Annotated in this window: 18 protein-coding genes; 12 read left to right on the top strand and 6 right to left on the bottom strand. The window is 73.3% G+C overall.

The genetic code is table 11. From position 1 onward, the window contains the following. Window positions 1-242 precede the first annotated feature (242 nt). Window positions 243-1,412, bottom strand: coding sequence for a GNAT family N-acetyltransferase (locus C3492_RS40545; protein WP_374938427.1), 1,170 nt, complete (start codon window positions 1,410-1,412; stop codon window positions 243-245). Window positions 1,413-1,552: 140 nt separating this feature from the next. Here C3492_RS40545 and fdxA point away from each other — a divergent pair, with 140 nt between their 5' ends. Together fdxA and C3492_RS40535 are read left to right on the top strand one after the other, a co-directional pair. Next, complete coding sequence (gene fdxA / locus C3492_RS40540) at window positions 1,553-1,873, top strand: ferredoxin (protein ID WP_014674796.1); 321 nt, start codon at window positions 1,553-1,555, stop codon at window positions 1,871-1,873. Window positions 1,874-2,005: 132 nt separating this feature from the next. Next, complete coding sequence (locus C3492_RS40535; protein WP_103817603.1) at window positions 2,006-3,103, top strand: bifunctional succinyldiaminopimelate transaminase/glutamate-prephenate aminotransferase; 1,098 nt, start codon at window positions 2,006-2,008, stop codon at window positions 3,101-3,103. Between the two features lie 83 nt (window positions 3,104-3,186). Here the strand turns inward: C3492_RS40535 and C3492_RS40530 are convergent, their stop codons facing one another. Both C3492_RS40530 and C3492_RS40525 read right to left on the bottom strand, forming a co-directional pair. Next, complete coding sequence (locus C3492_RS40530) at window positions 3,187-3,654, bottom strand: ATP-binding protein (protein ID WP_103817602.1); 468 nt, start codon at window positions 3,652-3,654, stop codon at window positions 3,187-3,189. 286 nt (window positions 3,655-3,940) lie between these two features. Further along, window positions 3,941-4,957 (bottom strand): heavy metal transporter, encoded by a 1,017-nt coding sequence (locus C3492_RS40525; RefSeq protein WP_181140813.1) that lies wholly within the window; start codon window positions 4,955-4,957, stop codon window positions 3,941-3,943. A 106-nt stretch (window positions 4,958-5,063) separates the two neighbouring features. On the opposite strand from C3492_RS40525, the gene dapE reads away from it, so the two are divergent. Together dapE and C3492_RS40515 are read left to right on the top strand one after the other, a co-directional pair. Beyond that, window positions 5,064-6,143 (top strand): succinyl-diaminopimelate desuccinylase, encoded by a 1,080-nt coding sequence (gene dapE / locus C3492_RS40520; protein ID WP_103817601.1) that lies wholly within the window; start codon window positions 5,064-5,066, stop codon window positions 6,141-6,143. 106 nt (window positions 6,144-6,249) lie between these two features. After that, window positions 6,250-7,008, top strand: a complete 759-nt coding sequence (locus C3492_RS40515; RefSeq protein WP_103817600.1) for a TIGR00730 family Rossman fold protein — start codon at window positions 6,250-6,252, stop codon at window positions 7,006-7,008. Between the two features lie 54 nt (window positions 7,009-7,062). On the opposite strand, the gene folP is transcribed toward C3492_RS40515, so the two are convergent. Then, window positions 7,063-7,923, bottom strand: coding sequence for a dihydropteroate synthase (gene folP / locus C3492_RS40510; RefSeq protein WP_103817599.1), 861 nt, complete (start codon window positions 7,921-7,923; stop codon window positions 7,063-7,065). Window positions 7,924-8,061: 138 nt separating this feature from the next. Here folP and C3492_RS40505 point away from each other — a divergent pair, with 138 nt between their 5' ends. Together C3492_RS40505 and C3492_RS40500 are read left to right on the top strand one after the other, a co-directional pair. Next, window positions 8,062-8,427: a DivIVA domain-containing protein gene (locus tag C3492_RS40505; protein WP_103817598.1), complete on the top strand. Its 366-nt coding sequence runs from the start codon at window positions 8,062-8,064 to the stop codon at window positions 8,425-8,427. Next, window positions 8,424-9,011 (top strand): DNA-3-methyladenine glycosylase I, encoded by a 588-nt coding sequence (locus C3492_RS40500; RefSeq protein ID WP_103817597.1) that lies wholly within the window; start codon window positions 8,424-8,426, stop codon window positions 9,009-9,011. The genes C3492_RS40505 and C3492_RS40500 overlap by 4 nt, the downstream gene beginning before the upstream one ends. A gap of 41 nt (window positions 9,012-9,052) precedes the next feature. Here C3492_RS40500 and C3492_RS40495 read toward each other — a convergent pair whose 3' ends face one another. Next, entirely contained in the window at window positions 9,053-9,856 is an 804-nt protein-coding gene (locus C3492_RS40495; RefSeq protein WP_103817596.1) for an enoyl-CoA hydratase-related protein, read from the bottom strand. A 371-nt stretch (window positions 9,857-10,227) separates the two neighbouring features. Between C3492_RS40495 and C3492_RS40490 the strand changes: the two genes are divergently transcribed. Then, window positions 10,228-10,395, top strand: coding sequence for a DUF3117 domain-containing protein (locus C3492_RS40490; RefSeq protein WP_018544333.1), 168 nt, complete (start codon window positions 10,228-10,230; stop codon window positions 10,393-10,395). Window positions 10,396-10,479: 84 nt separating this feature from the next. Here the strand turns inward: C3492_RS40490 and C3492_RS40485 are convergent, their stop codons facing one another. Next, window positions 10,480-11,178 (bottom strand): O-methyltransferase, encoded by a 699-nt coding sequence (locus C3492_RS40485; protein ID WP_103817595.1) that lies wholly within the window; start codon window positions 11,176-11,178, stop codon window positions 10,480-10,482. A 234-nt stretch (window positions 11,179-11,412) separates the two neighbouring features. Here C3492_RS40485 and sigE point away from each other — a divergent pair, with 234 nt between their 5' ends. From sigE to C3492_RS40460, 5 genes are all read left to right on the top strand, one after another. Further along, the gene (gene sigE, locus C3492_RS40480) at window positions 11,413-12,129 is read left to right on the top strand and encodes an RNA polymerase sigma factor SigE (RefSeq protein WP_078611813.1); all 717 of its coding nucleotides are present in this window, start codon (window positions 11,413-11,415) and stop codon (window positions 12,127-12,129) included. After that, window positions 12,126-13,181: a zf-HC2 domain-containing protein gene (locus C3492_RS40475; protein WP_181140812.1), complete on the top strand. Its 1,056-nt coding sequence runs from the start codon at window positions 12,126-12,128 to the stop codon at window positions 13,179-13,181. The genes sigE and C3492_RS40475 overlap by 4 nt, the downstream gene beginning before the upstream one ends. A gap of 333 nt (window positions 13,182-13,514) precedes the next feature. Further along, window positions 13,515-15,284 (top strand): S1C family serine protease, encoded by a 1,770-nt coding sequence (locus C3492_RS40470; RefSeq protein ID WP_374938429.1) that lies wholly within the window; start codon window positions 13,515-13,517, stop codon window positions 15,282-15,284. Window positions 15,285-15,368: 84 nt separating this feature from the next. Beyond that, complete coding sequence (locus C3492_RS40465) at window positions 15,369-15,815, top strand: sec-independent translocase (RefSeq protein ID WP_103817594.1); 447 nt, start codon at window positions 15,369-15,371, stop codon at window positions 15,813-15,815. A gap of 251 nt (window positions 15,816-16,066) precedes the next feature. Beyond that, complete coding sequence (locus C3492_RS40460; protein WP_103817593.1) at window positions 16,067-16,732, top strand: hypothetical protein; 666 nt, start codon at window positions 16,067-16,069, stop codon at window positions 16,730-16,732. Window positions 16,733-16,754 lie beyond the last annotated feature (22 nt).

Below are 16,754 nucleotides of genomic sequence, written 5' to 3'. Positions count from 1 at the left end.
GGTATGCCTGCGGCGCTCGGGACACCGGGTGGCCGCCGTGCCGGTTCCGGCCGTCGCGGTGGCTGCTCGGCCGCGTCGCACTGCTGGGCGTGTCGGCGGGCTGGGTTCGGTTGCCGGGGTGGCTGCTCGGTTGGGCCGGGGTGCTGGGCGTGTCGGCGGGCTGGGTTCGGTTGCCGGGGTGGCTGCTCGCGTGGGTCCGGCCGTTGGGCATACCGCCCTGCTGGGGGCGGGTGCTGGGAGCGTCACTTGCCTGGGTCCGGGGTCTGGGGGTCGTTCGTGGGCAGGGACCGGGTTCCAGGGCCGTCCTGGGGCAGGGACCCGGTCTCAGGGCTGTCCCCCGGTAGGGAGCGCGTCCCAGGCGTGTCACCCGGTGCCGGGCAGTCGGCGGAGGCGGGCGGTCGCTCCTGCGCGTCCTGCTCCTCGGGGGCCCGGTAATGGTGGTGGGCGTGGTGGGGGGTGAAGCCGAGGGCGCGGTAGAGGGCTCGGGCGGAGTCGTTGTCCGTCTCCACCTGGAGCCAGGCCGCCGAGGCGCCCTCCTCCAGCGCGCGCCGGGCCAGCGCGGCCATGACCTCGGTGGCCAGCCCCTGCCGCCGCCGGCCGGGGTCGACCTCGACGGCGGCGAACCCGGCCCACCGCCCGTCCACGACACACCGCCCGATCGCCGCCGGCGGCTCGCCCTCCCCGCCGGGCACGGAGGCGAACCACACCGACGGCCCGGATCCGAGCACCCGCAGGGCCACCTCGCTCACCCCCTTGCGCTGGTACCGGGCGAGCCACGCCTCGTCCACCGCCCGGGACAGGACCACGCCCGCGCCCGCGGCGCGGTCCGCGACCGGCGCCAGGGGTCCGGTCCACAGCTCGGCGGTCACCTCCCGCACCCAGCCGCGCCGCTCCAGCTCCGCGCACAGCATCTCCTGCGTCCCCTCGGCGCCGGTCGCGGTCTGCACGTACGCGGGCAGGCCGCGCTCGCCGTACCAGCGTCGTACGGCCACCAGGGCCGCGTCGAGCGGAAGCCCGGGGTCCCCGAGCGGCAGCACGCTGTTGGCACGCCGGGTGAACCCGCCCGCCGCCCGCAGCTCCCACTCGCCCAGCCGCTCGCTCTCCACCGGCCGCCACGCCCGGGAGGTGACCCGCGCGAGCTCCGGGTAGGTGGCGGCGGGCCCCCTGCGCCGCGCCGGGGCGGCGGGCACGACCTTCCCGGCGACCAGCGCGGCTTGCGGGATCCGGACCCGTTCGCCGTCCCGCCGTGTGATCATGAGCACGCCCCCGTCCCATGATGTGAGAACACCCACCGTGTCAGTGAACTTCTCCGGTCCGGCACCGGGTTCGCCCAACCGCCGTACAGAGACCCGTTTCCCCACGTCAGAAGGGGTGATTCGGACCTCCGGGCGTCCTTTCGCCGAGATTTCCACTGGTCAGTTCACCCCTCCTGTTCGGATCATGCTCCGGAACGGAGATACTAGGGGCGGGCATCGACGACGCCGCGCTCCCGCGCGCCAGGCGGCGGAGCCTGAGGAGGCCCGCCAGCGCCCTATCGAGGAGGAACGACAGCGTGACCTACGTCATCGCGCAGCCTTGTGTCGACGTCAAGGACAAGGCGTGCATCGAGGAGTGCCCGGTCGACTGCATCTACGAGGGCCAGCGGTCCTTGTACATCCACCCGGACGAATGCGTCGACTGTGGTGCCTGTGAGCCGGTCTGCCCGGTCGAGGCGATCTTCTACGAGGACGACGTCCCGGAGGAGTGGAAGGACTACTACAAGGCGAACGTCGAGTTCTTCGACGAGCTCGGCTCGCCCGGCGGCGCCAGCAAGCTGGGGCTGATCGAGCGCGACCACCCCTTCGTCGCCGCGCTGCCGCCGCAGGGCGAGTGACCGTCTGAGCACCAAGCGGCCGCCCGCCACGCAGCGCCGCGCCGCCTCGGTCCCGTACGGCCCGATCACCCTGATCACCGCCGCACGGGACCGAGGCGTTTGCCGCACCGTACGAAAGTGAGCCTGATTCCCGTGTCCGCAGTCTCCGACCGGCTTCCCACCTTCCCCTGGGACAAGCTGGAGCCGTACAAGAAGACGGCCGCGGCCCACCCGGACGGCATCGTCGACCTCTCCGTCGGCACCCCGGTCGACCCGGTCCCCGAGCTGGTCCAGAAGGCCCTGATCGACGCGGCCGACTCCCCGGGCTACCCGACCGTCTGGGGCACCCCCGCCCTGCGCGACGCGATCACCGGCTGGCTGGAGCGCCGCCTGGGCGCCCGCGGGATCACCCACCGGCACGTCCTGCCGGTCGTCGGCTCCAAGGAGCTGGTGGCCTGGCTGCCCACCCAGCTCGGCCTCGGCCCCGGCGACACGGTCGCGTACCCGCGCCTCGCCTACCCCACGTACGAGGTCGGCGCCCGCCTGGCCCGCGCCGCGTACGAGGTCTACGACGACCCGCGCGACCTGGACCCGGCCGGCCTGAAGCTGCTCTGGCTGAACTCGCCGTCCAACCCCACGGGCAAGGTCCTGTCCCGGCAGGAGCTGACGGACATCGTCGCCTGGGCCCGCGCCCACGACGTCCTCGTCTTCTCCGACGAGTGCTACCTGGAGCTGGGCTGGGAGGCCGACCCGGTCTCGGTCCTGCACCCGGACGTCAACGGCGGCTCCTACGACGGCGTCGTCGCCGTCCACTCCCTCTCCAAGCGCTCCAACCTGGCCGGCTACCGTGCGGCCTTCGTCGCCGGTGACCCGGCCGTCCTGGGCCCCCTGCTGGAGATCCGCAAGCACGGCGGCATGATGACCTCCGCACCGACGCAGGCGGCGGTCGTGGCCGCGCTCGGCGACGACGTCCACGTCCACGAGCAGCGCGAGCGCTACGCCGCCCGCCGCGAGGCCCTCCGGGAGGCGCTCCTCGCCGACGGCTTCCGCATCGAACACAGCGAGGCGAGCCTCTACCTCTGGGCCACCCGCGACGAGTCCTGCTGGACCACGGTCGCCCACCTGGCCGATCGGGGCATCCTGGTGGCCCCGGGCGACTTCTACGGCGAGGCGGGGCAGAACCACGTCCGCGTGGCCTTCACGGCGACGGACGAACGAGTGCGGGCAGCGGTGGCCCGCCTGACGGCCTAGGCCACCCGTCCGTCTCGCCGGCGCACAAGCCGACGGGGCCCAGGAGAGGAACCCGGACCCCGTCGGCGTGCACAGCCGGGCGCTCAGCCGCCCAGCGGCAGGCCCTTGGCCGGCAGGGAGGACGTCGGCAGGGACGCCGTCGGCAGCCCGCCCTTGGCGAGGGAGTCCGTCGGCAGCCCGCCCTTCGTGGCACCGGAGGCCGTGTCCCCCAGGACACCCCCGGCCGCCCCGACGGCACCGCCCACGGCCTGCTGTGCCGCAGGGGCCGCCTTCTTCACGGCACTGCCACCGGTCGCGCCCGCGGCCGGCACCGCCTGCTCGAACGCCTTGCCGCCCGTGTGGCCCGCGGCGGCGGTGACGCTCTGCGCGGCACTGTCCACGGTGTTGCCGACCTGCGCGCCGTCCAGGGCGGTCAGACCACCCAGGTTCGGGGTGGCCACCGGCAGGTTCGTGGCCGCTCCGGCGGAGCCGGCCGCACCGACCCCGGCAGCCGCTCCCGCTGCGACGAGCAGCGCGGCACGGGCGATCCGGCGGGTCAGGGGGAGGGACATGATGCTCCATTCGACGGGAGAGAACGGTGTCTGCGTCCGAGCCCGTCTCCGGCTCGGACGCCGTGACTACCGCTCGAAGCCCGCGAAGGTTGCGGACGCCCCAGGTAAAGAATGGATAACGCGTCGCATTATCAGGTGTGGATAAAAACGGGCAAAGAACGTCCGCCGGAAATCGCGCAGAATCCTTCCCGCCCTTGATTCCCAAGGGTTCCCGAGGCGGACACACCATCCACCCGAACCGTCGTGCGCCCCGGCGCCGCACAACCCGCCGGAGTGACCGTCCGTACTACTGTCCGGCCACGATCCGCACCGAGCCCACGGACGTCTCCCCGGTCGTCCCCGCGGAGCTCTGCGCGCCCCCGGCCCCGTCCGGCCCGGCCGTCCGCCACTCGTCGCCGTCGCTCCCCGCGGTCCACACCCGCCCGGCGTACGACACCCGCTCGATGTGCAGCGCCGAGGAGTTGGCCACCGCCCACTGCGCGAGCTGCCAGCCCCGCTCCTGCTCGCCACGCCCGGTCGCGTCCGTCTTCGCACCCTCCGGCACCGGAACCGTCACCGTCCGCCCGCGCGCGGTCGCGGTCACGCTCGGCGACGGGGACGGCGACGGCACGGGGGTCCCGCCCACCACCGCGCCGGTCTCCTGGAGCGCGTCCCGCCCGAAGTCCCGTACCAGCGCGGCCCGGACCGCGTCCGGACCGGTCGCCGAGGTCGTGCGCTGCGGGCGCCCGTCGCAGGTCAGCGTGGCCGCCGCCCGACCGGTCAGGGCCGCCGCCAGCAGCGTGGCATCCTGCTCGTGCTTGGCGTACGCCTCCGGGTAGCCGCTGCGCTGCACCCGCTGCGCGGCCACCGTCAGCGGCAGGTCGGTGTAGTCCGGCACCTTCGCCAGGTGCGCGTAGAAGATGCCCGCCGCGTAGGCCGGGTCCATGATCTGCCGCTCGGTGCCCCAGCCCTGCGAGGGCCGCTGCTGGAACAGGCCCAGCGAGTCCCGGTCGCCGTGCTCGATGTTCCGCAGCCCCGACTCCTGAAGGGCGGTCGCCAGCGCGATCGTCACGGCCCGCTCGGGCATCCCGCGCCCGGTGCCGACGGCGGCGATCGTCGCCGCGTTCACCGCCTGCTCGGGCGTGAACTCGTACGACGCCCCGTCGTCCGAGGCCGAGACCACCGTGCAGCCGCGCGCACCGCCGCCTCCGGTGACGTACTGCACCACGAGGTACGCGGCGACGCCGCACAGGACCAACAGGGCCGCGGCGTAACGGAAGAGGCGCCCGCGGCGCTTGGGATGGGTGGGGGACGGCTCTGGCACGCGTACAAGGTACTGGAGCACCCCGGGACCCTTACGCGGGGTCCGAGGGGACCGCGCCGACCTCCGCGCCCCCGGCCCCGGCGCACGGCGCGTTAGGGTCGTGGCCATGGCCGACACCTCGCTTGACCTCACGCTGGACGCCGCCGCGCTCACCGCGCGGCTCGTGGACCTCCCCTCCGAGAGCGGCACCGAGAAGCCGCTCGCGGACGCCATCGAGGCCGCGCTGCGCGCCCTGCCGCACCTGACGGTGGACCGCTACGGCAACAACGTGATCGCCCGGACGGACCTGGGCCGCGCCGAACGCGTCATCCTGGCCGGCCACATCGACACCGTGCCGATCGCGGACAACGTGCCCTCGCGGCTCGACGCGGACGGGGTGCTGTGGGGCTGCGGCACGTGCGACATGAAGTCGGGCGTGGCGGTGCAGCTGCGCATCGCGGCCACCGTCCCGGCCCCCAACCGCGACCTGACCTTCGTCTTCTACGACAACGAGGAGGTCGCCGCCGACCTCAACGGCCTGAAGCACGTCGCCGAGGCCCACCCGGAGTGGCTGGCGGGCGACTTCGCGGTCCTGCTGGAGCCCTCCGACGGCGAGGTGGAGGGCGGCTGCCAGGGCACGCTGCGGGTGCTGCTGAGGACGAAGGGCGAGCGGGCCCACTCGGCGCGCGGCTGGATGGGCTCCAACGCCATCCACGCGGCGGCCCCCGTCCTGGCCCGGCTGGCCTCCTACGAGCCGCGCCGGCCGGTCATCGACGGGCTGGAGTACCGCGAGGGCCTGAACGCGGTGGGCATCAGCGGGGGAGTGGCCGGGAACGTCATCCCGGACGAGTGCGTGGTCACGGTCAACTTCCGGTACGCCCCCGACCGCACCGAGCAGGAGGCCGTCGCGCACGTCCAGGAGGTGTTCGCGGACTGCGGGGTGGAGGAGTTCGTGGTGGACGACCACAGCCCCGGCGCGCTGCCCGGGCTCTCCCAGCCGGCCGCCGCCGCCTTCATCGAGGCGGTGGGCGGCACCCCGCGGCCCAAGTACGGCTGGACGGACGTGTCCCGCTTCTCCGCGCTCGGCATCCCCGCGGTCAACTACGGCCCCGGCAACCCGCACCTGGCGCACAAGCGGGACGAGCGCGTGGAGACCGCGAAGATCCTCGCGGGCGAGGAACGGCTGCGGAACTGGCTCACCGCGTAGCCCGTGCGGGGCGCGCCGCTGCACGCCGGACACGCCCAGGTCCCCCCGCCGTAACCCGCGTCGATCTAGTCTGAGATCGAACTACCGGCAAGCGGAGGGAGCGCACATGCCTACCGGCAATCCCGAGGGGAAGAAGCAGCCGCCGGACGAGCAGCGGCTCGGACCGGTCCTCCGACGGCGGGGCCAGGTGACGGCCAGCACGACGGACCAGCGGCTGCTGGACGAGCGCGCCCCCACGGACTGGGTCCACACCGACCCCTGGCGGGTCCTGCGGATCCAGTCGGAGTTCATCGAGGGCTTCGGCACGCTCGCCGAACTCCCGCCCGCCATCAGCGTGTTCGGCTCGGCGCGGACCCCGGTGGACTCGGCGGAGTACGACGCGGGCGTGCGGCTCGGCCGGGGACTCGTGCAGGCCGGCTGGGCGGTCATCACGGGCGGTGGCCCGGGGGCGATGGAGGCGGCCAACAAGGGTGCGTGCGAGGCGGGTGGCGTCTCGGTCGGCCTCGGAATCGAACTTCCCTTCGAACAGGGGCTCAACCCCTATGTCGACATCGGCCTGAACTTCCGCTACTTCTTCGTCCGCAAGATGATGTTCGTGAAGTACGCGCAGGGCTTCGTGGTCCTCCCGGGCGGCCTCGGCACCCTCGACGAACTCTTCGAGGCGCTGACCCTGGTCCAGACCCAGAAGGTCACCCGGTTCCCGATCGTCCTGTTCGGCAGCGCGTACTGGGGCGGCCTGGTGGACTGGCTGAAGAACACGCTGGTGGCCCAGGGCAAGGCGTCGGAGAAGGACCTCCTGCTGTTCCACGTGACGGACGACGTGGACGAGGCGGTGGCCCTGGTGTCCAAGGAGGCGGGCCGCTAGGTGCCGGCACCGGGGGCTGAGAGGGGCGTCCGCCCGCCTCGGCCCCCTGGTCGGTCAGGCCAGACCCCGGCGGGCCACGGCGGGAACCCGGTGGCCGGCGATCGACGCCACCATCTCCAGCACCTGACGGGTCTCGGCCACCTCGTGCACCCGGTACACCTGCGCCCCCAGCCATGCGGAGACCGCGGTCGTCGCCAGCGTGCCGATCAGCCGTTCCTTCACCGGCCGGTCCAGCGTCTCCCCGACGAAGTCCTTGTTGGACAGCGACACCAGCACCGGCCACCCCGTGGCCACCATCTCGTCCAGCCGCCGCGTCGCCTCCAGGCTGTGCCGGGTGTTCTTCCCGAAGTCGTGCCCGGGGTCGATCAGCACCGACTCGCGCGGCACGCCGAGCGCCACCGCCCGCTCGGCCAGCCCCACGGTCACGTCCAGGATGTCGGCCACGACGTCGTCGTACGTCACCCGGTGCGGACGCGTACGCGGCTCCACGCCACCGGCGTGCGTGCACACCAGCCCCACGCCGTAACGCGCGGCGACCTCCGCGAGCCCCGGGTCGACCCCGCCCCACGCGTCGTTCAGCAGATCCGCGCCGGCCTCGCACACGGCCTCGCCGACCTCGGCCCGCCAGGTGTCCACACTGATGATCACATCGGGGAACCGCCGCCGTACCTCCGCGACGAAACCGACCGTCCGGCGCGCCTCCTCCTCAGCCGTGACCTCTTCCCCGGGCCCGGCCTTGACCCCGCCGATGTCGATGATCGCGGCGCCCTCGGCCACCGCCTGCTCCACACGCACCAGGGCCGGCTCGTCGCGGAAGGTGGCCCCCCGGTCGTAGAAGGAATCCGGCGTCCGGTTCACGATCGCCATGATCACCGGCTCGTGCGGCCCGAATTCCCGCCTGCCCAGCCTGAGCATCCGCTGTGACCTCTCCTAGTACGTTCCGCAGTACGGCCGCCTGCGACCCTAACTGTCAGACTCGCATGGCACGATCGGACCCTGACAGTTTCAGCTTCCGGCACAGCGTCCGGTAACGAGCGTGGGGACCCTAAGGCGATGGTGATGTTCTTGTTCCTGGTCGTCGCGCTGGCCGTCGTGGTCGCCGCGGTGACCCTGGCCGTGGTGGGCGGCGGGGAGAGCGCCCCGCTGCCCGAGGCGGCGCCCGAGCGGCTCCGCGACCCCCTCCCCGCGGACCGTCCGGTGCGCCGCGCGGACGTGGAGGGCCTGCGCTTCCCCCTCGCCCCGCGCGGCTACCGCATGGCCGACGTCGACGACGCGCTCGGCAGGCTCGCGGCGGAACTGGCGGAGCGGGACGCCCGCATCGCCGACCTGGAGTCCGCGCTGGCCGGCGCGAGAGCCGCCGCCGCGCACGCGCACCACGCACAGCAGGACCGGAGCGAGGGCCCGGAGGAGCAGCGATGACCACCGGAGCGGCCGTTCCCGGGCCGGACGGCGCCCTGCGCTGCCCCTGGGCCCTGTCCACCGTCGACTACGTGTCGTACCACGACGAGGAGTGGGGCCGCCCGGTCCACGGCGACGACGCCCTCTTCGAGCGGCTCAGCCTGGAGGCCTTCCAGTCGGGCCTGTCCTGGATCACGATCCTGCGCCGCCGCCCGGGCTTCCGCGCGGCCTTCGCCGGCTTCCGCATCGAGAAGGTCGCCGCCTTCACCGAGACCGACCGCGACCGCCTGCTCGCCGACCCCGGCATCATCCGCAACCGAGCCAAGATCGACGCCACCCTCGCCAACGCCCGCGTCCTCGCCGACTGGGCCGAGGGCGAGCTGGACACCCTGATCTGGTCCCACGCCCCCGACCCGGCGACCCGCCCGGCCCCGAAGACCCTCGCGGACGTCCCGGCGGTGACTCCGGAGTCGACGGCCCTCTCCAAGGCCCTGAAGAAACGCGGCCTGAGGTTCGTGGGCCCGACGACGGCGTACGCGCTGATGCAGGCCTGCGGCCTGGTCGACGACCACCTGGAGACCTGCGTGGCGAGAACCGCCCGCTGAGCCAGGGTCTTTCGTTCGGATCAGGCCGGGAACGAGAGGCCCTATCGCCCCAGGTACTTCGGCTTCTCCTTGTTCACGAACGCCTGGACGGCGATGGCGTGATCCTCGGACTGCCCCGCCCGGGTCTGGAGCTCGTCCTCCTTCTCCAGCGTCTCGGCGAGGGAGTGCGTCAGCCCGAAGGCCACCGCCTCCTTGATCGCCGCGTACGCCACCGTCGGCCCCGCGGCCAGCGCCCGCGCCACCTTCTCGGCCTCCGCGCGCAGCTCGGCGGAGGGGACGAGCCGGTTGGCGATGCCCAGCTCCAGCGCGTCCTGCGCGCTGATGCTGCGCGGGAAGAGCAGCAGGTCGGCGGCGCGGCTCGGGCCGATCACCCGGGGCAGCGTCCAGGAGATCCCGGAGTCGGCGGTGAGGGCCACACCGGCGAACGACGTGTTGAAGGAGGCGCTGTCGGCCACCAGCCGGTAGTCGGCGGCGAGCGCGAAGCCGAACCCGGCCCCCGCCGCCACGCCGTTCACCGCCGCGACCACCGGCTTCGGCGCCCCCGCGAGCGCCCGCACGATCGGGTTGTAGTGCTCCCTGACCGTGGTCATCGTCTGCCCGGCCCCGGTCTCCCGGTCACTGGCCAGCAGTCCGATGTGCTCCTTGAGGTCCTGACCCACGCAGAACGCCCGGTCCCCGGCGGCGGTCAGCAGGACCGCCCGTACGGCCGTGTCGCCGGCCGCCGATTCCGCCGCCTCCCGGAGGGCGACCTTGGTCGCGATGTTCAGCGCGTTCATCGCCTCGGGGCGGTTCAGCGTGATCGTCGCGAGTCCGTCGCTCACCTCGTAGAGCACGGTGTCGGCCATGGCGCATCCCCTCCGGTTCGCGGCTGGTGACGTACCGCTCAGTACGTCCATGTCTGAGGACAGCATGGCGGAGATCGCCGCCCGAGGACCGGACCGGACGTGTGACCTGCGTCAAAGAAAACCGGAGCGGAAGCCGTCGGCGGATCTTCGTGCGGGGGCGCAGTATCGCAGCCACATCGCCGAATTGGGTGGTTTTGCTCGCGCGCGTTGCCCAAGCGATGCCGACTGATGTTGGTCATCGGGTCCTGCGATGCGGGATAATGGCTTGGAAGCAATGTGTTCGATGCCGGTGTCGCGTGTCCGTTCCGGATGGCGGGTGCCCCGTGGGGCCGTCGGCAGACGATGAGCTGGTTTCAGGAAGGGGAACGAGCATGGCGGCCATGAAGCCGCGGACGGGTGATGGCCCGCTCGAGGTGACCAAGGAGGGGCGGGGCATCGTCATGCGCGTTCCGCTCGAAGGCGGCGGTCGACTCGTCGTCGAGCTGACCCCTGACGAGGCCGAGGCGCTCGGCGACGCCCTGAAGAAGGTCGTCGTCTGACGCCCCAGCGATCAGTCCTTCCGGCTGCCCCGGCATCGTACGCGGTGCCGGGGCAGCCGCGTTCCCGCACCCCTCACCGCGGCTTCAGCGCTTGACGGCGCACAGCAGGCCGTCGCCCACCGGCAACAGCGAGGGGACCAGTTCCTGGCTCTCCCGCACGGTGCGCAGCAGCTCGCGCAGCCGCAGCACCTCGGTCGGCTGCGGTCCGGAGTCGACCGTACGGCCGTTGGCGAACACGCCCTCGAAGACCACCAGGCCGCCCGGCCGCAGCAGGCGCAACGATTCAGCGAGGTAGTCGGGGTACTCCAGGCGGTCCCCGTCGCAGAAGACGAGGTCGTAGCCGGCGTCCGCGAGACGCGGGAGCACGTCCAGCGCACGGCCGGGGATGAACCGGGCCCGGTTGCTGGCGAAGCCGCAGACGCGGAAGGCCTGCCGGGCGAACTGCTGGTGCTCCGGTTCCGGGTCCACCGTGGTGAGCACCCCGTCCGGCCGCATCCCGTGCAGCAGATGGATGCCGGACACCCCGCAGCCCGTGCCGATCTCCGCGACCGCCTTCGCGTCCACGGAGGCGGCGAGCAGTCGCAGCGCGGCGCCCGTGCTGGGCGACACCGAGCGCAGCCCTGCCTCGCGGGCCCGGTCGCGGGCCCAGCGCAGCGCTTCGTCCTCGGCGACAAAGGCGTCGGCGAACGCCCAGCTCGTCTGCCGGTTGCCGGTAATGACCCTCTCCTGTCCCCGTGGTTGCCTGGGCGTGACTGTATCCGTTGGCGGCGGGAACCCGCAGATGGGACCGGGCGTTTAGAAGGATGGGCCGGTGACCGGGGACGCGACGGGGGGCGAGAGGTGGATCAGGACGCCGAGCAACTGCTGACGCAGGCGCATGAGCCGTATCAGCGTGTATCAAATTCTCGTAAAACCGCTTATCCGGAGCTAACGGGCGAGGTGGCTATGGTAGGGGCTCCACTGGACACCACCAGAGCCGACAGGGGAGGTGCGGCTGCGCCCGGGGATCGGGGAGGAGTGCTGCGGCGCTTCCTCGGGTCGGCGGGCAGGCCGAAATCCGTGACCGACACCGCTGCCGACAGCCACGCCGCCGGTCTCGCCGCAGGCGAGACCCAGACCGCGACCTTCGCCACCGACGCGGACGGGCAGGCGTGGACTCCGCCCGCGTGGGAGGAGATCGTCAGCACGCACAGCGGCCGGGTCTACCGACTCGCCTACCGCCTGACGGGCAACCAGCACGACGCCGAGGACCTCACCCAGGAGGTCTTCGTCCGCGTCTTCCGTTCCCTGTCGACGTACTCGCCGGGCACCTTCGAGGGCTGGCTGCACCGCATCACCACGAACCTCTTCCTGGACATGGTCCGGCGCAAGCAGCGCATCCGCTTCGACGCCCTCGGCGAGGACGCGGCCGAGCGCCTGGCCAGCCGCGAGCCCACCCCGCAGCAGCTCTTCAACGACGCCCACTTCGACGCCGACGTCCAGCAGGCCCTCGACACCCTCGCGCCCGAGTTCCGCGCCGCCGTGGTCCTGTGCGACATCGAAGGACTGTCGTACGAGGAGATCGCCGCGACCCTCGGCGTGAAGCTCGGCACGGTCCGCTCCCGCATCCACCGCGGCCGGTCCCAGCTCCGCAAGGCGCTCGCGCACCGCTCCCCGGAGGCCCGCGCGGCCGAGCGGCGCTCGTTCCTGGCCCCCCGTGTCCCCGCTCTGGGGGGAGGGGGCGCGACCGCGTGAGTGGATCTCGGCCGAAACCTGTCGAGGAGGCGCGCCTCGCAGAGCAGCACCTGGGAGACCGGCTCTCCGCCCTCGTGGACGGAGAGCTCGGTCATGAGACGCGTGAGCGCGTCCTCGCGCACCTGGCCACCTGCGCCCGGTGCAAAGCGGAGGCGGACGCCCAGCGCGCGCTGAAGAACGTGTTCGCGGAGGCGGCCCCGCCCCCGCCCTCGGCGAGCTTGCTGGCCCGCCTCCAGGGCCTCCCCGGGGGAGGTGACCTGGACGGCGGCGGCACGCCGTCGCCCGGGGGCGGATTCCTCGGCGGCTCTGCCGGCGGACCGTCCGGCGCGTCCGACGCCTCCGGGCCGTTCGGAGTGAGCCGCGGCGAGCGCCTCCCGTTCGGGTACGTCCCCGCCCGCACACCCGGCCTCCTCCCGGCCCGCGCGGACCGCGTCGCCGCACCCGAGGACCGCGGCTTCCGCATCCATCCCGTCGGCCGCCCGGACGACGGCCGCTCCGCCTCGCGCGGACTGCGGTTCGCGTTCGCCGCCGCCGGCGCGGTGTCGCTGGCCGCGGTCGCCCTCGGTGGCGTCACGACCTCCCTCCCCGGCGACCTCACCACGGACGCCCGCGGCGGCACCGGCGCCGGCAGCAACGTGACCCCGGCCCGCTCGGCCGGCACCGGCGCGGGCGGAGGCGCGGCCACGCCGGACACCCAGCGCCGCCGCCCGGTGGGGCCGCTGCTGGCCCAGGGCGGTGCGCTGCTCGGACCGGCGCCGGCGGCGCCGACCACCCTGTCCGCGCCGCTGCTCCCCGGAGTGCCGTCCCCCGCCGCCGGGCAGGACCGGGCCGAGCCGGCGCGCGCCGTGACCGCGCCCGTGCTGGCCGGTGTGGCCGCCGTCTCCCCCCTGATACGCAAACTCGACGAGACCGTGGCCCTGCCGCTCGCCGACTGGTCCACCACCAACGCAGTCACCGGCCCCGGCCTGCTGTCCGCCCCCGTCCCCGACACCGCCCCCTCCGCCGCTCCGGCCTCCCCGGCCGCTCCCGCCGTGCCCCACCAGTCGCCCTGACCGGCCACTGCGTCCCGGCCCGCGAACCTGGTTGAATCCTGTGAGACCGCTCCCGCGGCGATGACCCGGGGGCGGTGGACGACGTTCCATGGCCGCGGCAGCGCGCGGTCGCGGCCCAGCCGTGGGGAGAGCATGAACGAGGGGAACCGTGTCCCGCCGGTGGACGGACCGGAGGGAGCGGCGGGGCCGACACCGGCCGACCGGACCGGGGCGCCCGGGGGTGCCGTACCGGAAGCCACCGGGTCCGACGGCGACTTCGAGCTGGCCAGGCCGACGCGGCGGCCGGCCGACGCGGACGGAGGGGAGACCCACGGGGGAGGCACGGCGGGGGACATCGCGGGAGCGGCCGGGGGAGGAACCGGGGGAGCAACCGAGCCGGCCATCCGCGGAGACACCGGTGGCGATGTCCGGGGCGGGGCGGGTGAAGACATCCGTGGAGACGCCGTAGCGTCCGGGGGCACCTCCTGGGCGGCTGCCGCCGAACGGCCCAAGCCGCTGCACGACCCCGACCCGTACAGCACCCCGCCGTACGGCGAACCCGGCCCCTGGGCGCCCGCACCGCCGGTGCAGCATCCGGCGGCCACCCCGGCGCACGGGACAGCCGTATCCGCGCCGACGGCTCCGCCACCGGCCACGCCCACGGCACCCATGCCTGTGGCCATGGCGCACGCACCGGCACCAGTTCCTTCCGCGCCCGTGCCGCACGTACCCGGCCCCGCGCCGGCACCCGTTCCTTCCGCGGCCGTGCCGCACGTGCCCGGCCCCGCGCCGGCCCCGCTCGCCGCCGCATCGGCCGCCGCCGCGCCGGTCGGCCACGGCTCGGCGTCCACCGCCCCCGTCACTCCCGGTACTTCGCCCGGTCCCGCCCCGCAGGTCACCGACCCGTGGAGCCGCTACGACCCTTGGGCGGCCGGTTCCGCCAAGGAGCAGGCGATGGCGCGGGGGCCGTTGCAGCAGACCGGTGAGGGTGTGCCGACGGAGCAGCAGCGCAAGAGGGGCGCGCGGCGCATCCTGCTCGCGTGGACCCTGGTCGTCGCCCTCGTCTCCGCGGGCGTCGGCGGAGCCGTCGGCGCCTATGTCCAGCGCGAGGGCTTCGGCGACGACGTGCGGCTGCCGCAGGCCGGGAGCGTGCCGGCCGGCCGGGCGCCGGACAGCGTGGCCGGGATCGCCGCCCGCGCCCTGCCCAGCGTGGTGACGCTGCACGTCCGAGGGGCCGACGCGGCGGGCACCGGCACCGGCTTCGTGCTCGACACCGAGGGGCACATCCTCACCAACAACCACGTGGTCGAGCCCGCCGGGACGGGCGGCGACATATCCGTGACCTTCAGCAGTGGCGACACCGTCAAGGCCAAGGTCGTCGGCCGGGACAGCGGCTACGACCTCGCCGTGGTCCAGGTGCACGGTGTGCACGGGCTCACCCCGCTGCCCCTCGGCAACTCGGACGACGTCAAGGTCGGTGACCCGGTCGTCGCCATCGGCGCCCCCTTCGACCTCGCCAACACGGTCACCTCCGGCATCATCAGCGCCAAGGAGCGGCCGATCACCGCAGGTGGGGAGAAGAGCGACGGCAGCGACGTGTCGTACGTCGACGCGCTCCAGACCGACGCCCCCATCAACCCGGGCAACTCCGGCGGCCCGCTGCTCGACTCCCGGGCCCGGGTCATCGGCATCAACTCCGCCATCCGCTCCGCCGGCGGCGGCTCCGAGACCGACGGCGGCCAGGCGGGGTCCATCGGCCTCGCCTTCGCCATACCCGTCAACCAGGCCAAGCGCGTCGCCGAGGAACTGATCAACGACGGCCGCGCCACACACGCCGTGATCGGCGTCACCCTCGACATGGGCTACACCGGTGACGGCGCCCGTATCGACGCCAAGAGCCCGAGCGGAGGCTCCGCGGTCACCCGGGGCGGCCCCGGCGAGCGGGCCGGGCTCCGGGCGGGCGACGTCATCACCGAGGTCGGCGGCGAGCGGGTCCACACCGGTGACGAGCTGATCGTCAAGATCCGCGCCCACCGGCCGGGGGACCGGCTGCGGCTGACGGTCGAGCGTGACGGCATCGAGCGGGAGGTGTCACTCGTGCTGGGCGCGTCGGAGCAGAACTGACAGAAGTCTCACCTCGGGACGGTACCGGTCGGACAGGAACGCCGGGTACCGTTGAGCGACCGAGGACATCGCAAGGAGCGTCAGGTGTTCAATGACATAGGACCACTGGAGCTGGTGACGATCATCGTGCTCGCCGTGCTCGTCTTCGGTCCGGACAAGCTCCCGAAGGTCATCCAGGACGTGATGCGCACGATCCGGAAGATCCGCGAGTTCTCGGAGAGCGCGAAGCAGGACATCCGTAGCGAACTGGGTCCCGAGTTCAAGGACTTCGAGTTCGAGGATCTCAACCCCAAGACGTTCCTCCGCAAGCAGCTGGACAACGACGAACTGGGACTCAAGGAGATCCGCAACGGCTTCGACCTGAAGAAGGAGATGGCTGAGGTCACGGACGCGGTCCACGGCCGCGACGGTTCGTCTTCCTCGTCGTCCTCGTCGTCCTCCTCGTCCTCAGGTGGGCGCGTCGACATGACCAAGAAGCCCGAGACGCCCGGGGACGACGAGCGCCCGCCCTTCGACGCGGACGCCACCTGAGCGCGTCCACCGGCGCTCCGCCCCGCCGACACGCGCACGCGTGCGTACGCCACGCACGTGACGCGTTTCATACCGCACGCCCGTCGTACACGGCCTGAACAGGCCGTTCGCGCGACCCACGCATCCAGCGCCTGCCCTGCTGTCTCCAGTGGTGTGGATATGCTGCCGAGTTGTTGTGCGGACCGGACGCGTACGCCCGAATGGGGGGCGGGCCACCCCGGTCCGACGAGAGCGAGGAGGCGTCCGGGCAGATGGAGACGACGAGTCGGGTGGGCGCGCAGGTGCCGGCCGCGGAGGGCGGACAGCAGCTCCCCTCCGCCCGGCGTACGGTCGACGGTTACCTGCGGGCGCCCTTCCCGTGGTACGGGCTCGACGAGGCGTTCACGGGGCCGCGTTGGCTGATGCAGGTCGGCACGGCCGCCGACGGCGCCGTCGAGCACGGTTCGATCGGGCACGGCGACGAGCCCTCGGTGCGGGGCGAGACCGGCTCCGCCGGTGAGCCCCGGGAGAAGTTCGCGGTCGTGGTCACCGTCGCCGCGCAGCCGTCCCGGCGCAGCGCCGACGGTACGGGGCTGCTGGAGGCCACATCGGTGTCCTCGGCGGCGTGGCTGGCCGGAGTGGGGCTGCTGTCGTTCACCTGGCCCGGGCAGATGGACCACAGCCTGCGGGACGACTGGCTGGACCAGCAGACGGAGACGGCGTGGGCCCTGGCCGACGACCTGGAAGGCCCGGAGTGGTCGCGGCTCTCCCTGCCCGTCGACGGGGTGTCCGCCTCGTTCCACTACCGGGAGTCCGAGTACGGCTGGGTGCTCGCCGGCACCACGGAGGCGGGGGTGCACCTGGGCGCGTACGGGCGGGGGATGAGCGCGTACGGCCTCGGCTTCGCCGCGATCAAGGACATCGCCGCCTACGCCTGAGATGCCGGGCCCGGGGGCGGTT

Source organism: Streptomyces sp. Ru62 (genome assembly GCF_002920615.1).
Lineage (GTDB): Bacteria > Actinomycetota > Actinomycetes > Streptomycetales > Streptomycetaceae > Streptomyces.
Note: the sequence above shows the minus strand (reverse complement) of the source record. Positions and strands in the feature narration are given on the sequence as shown.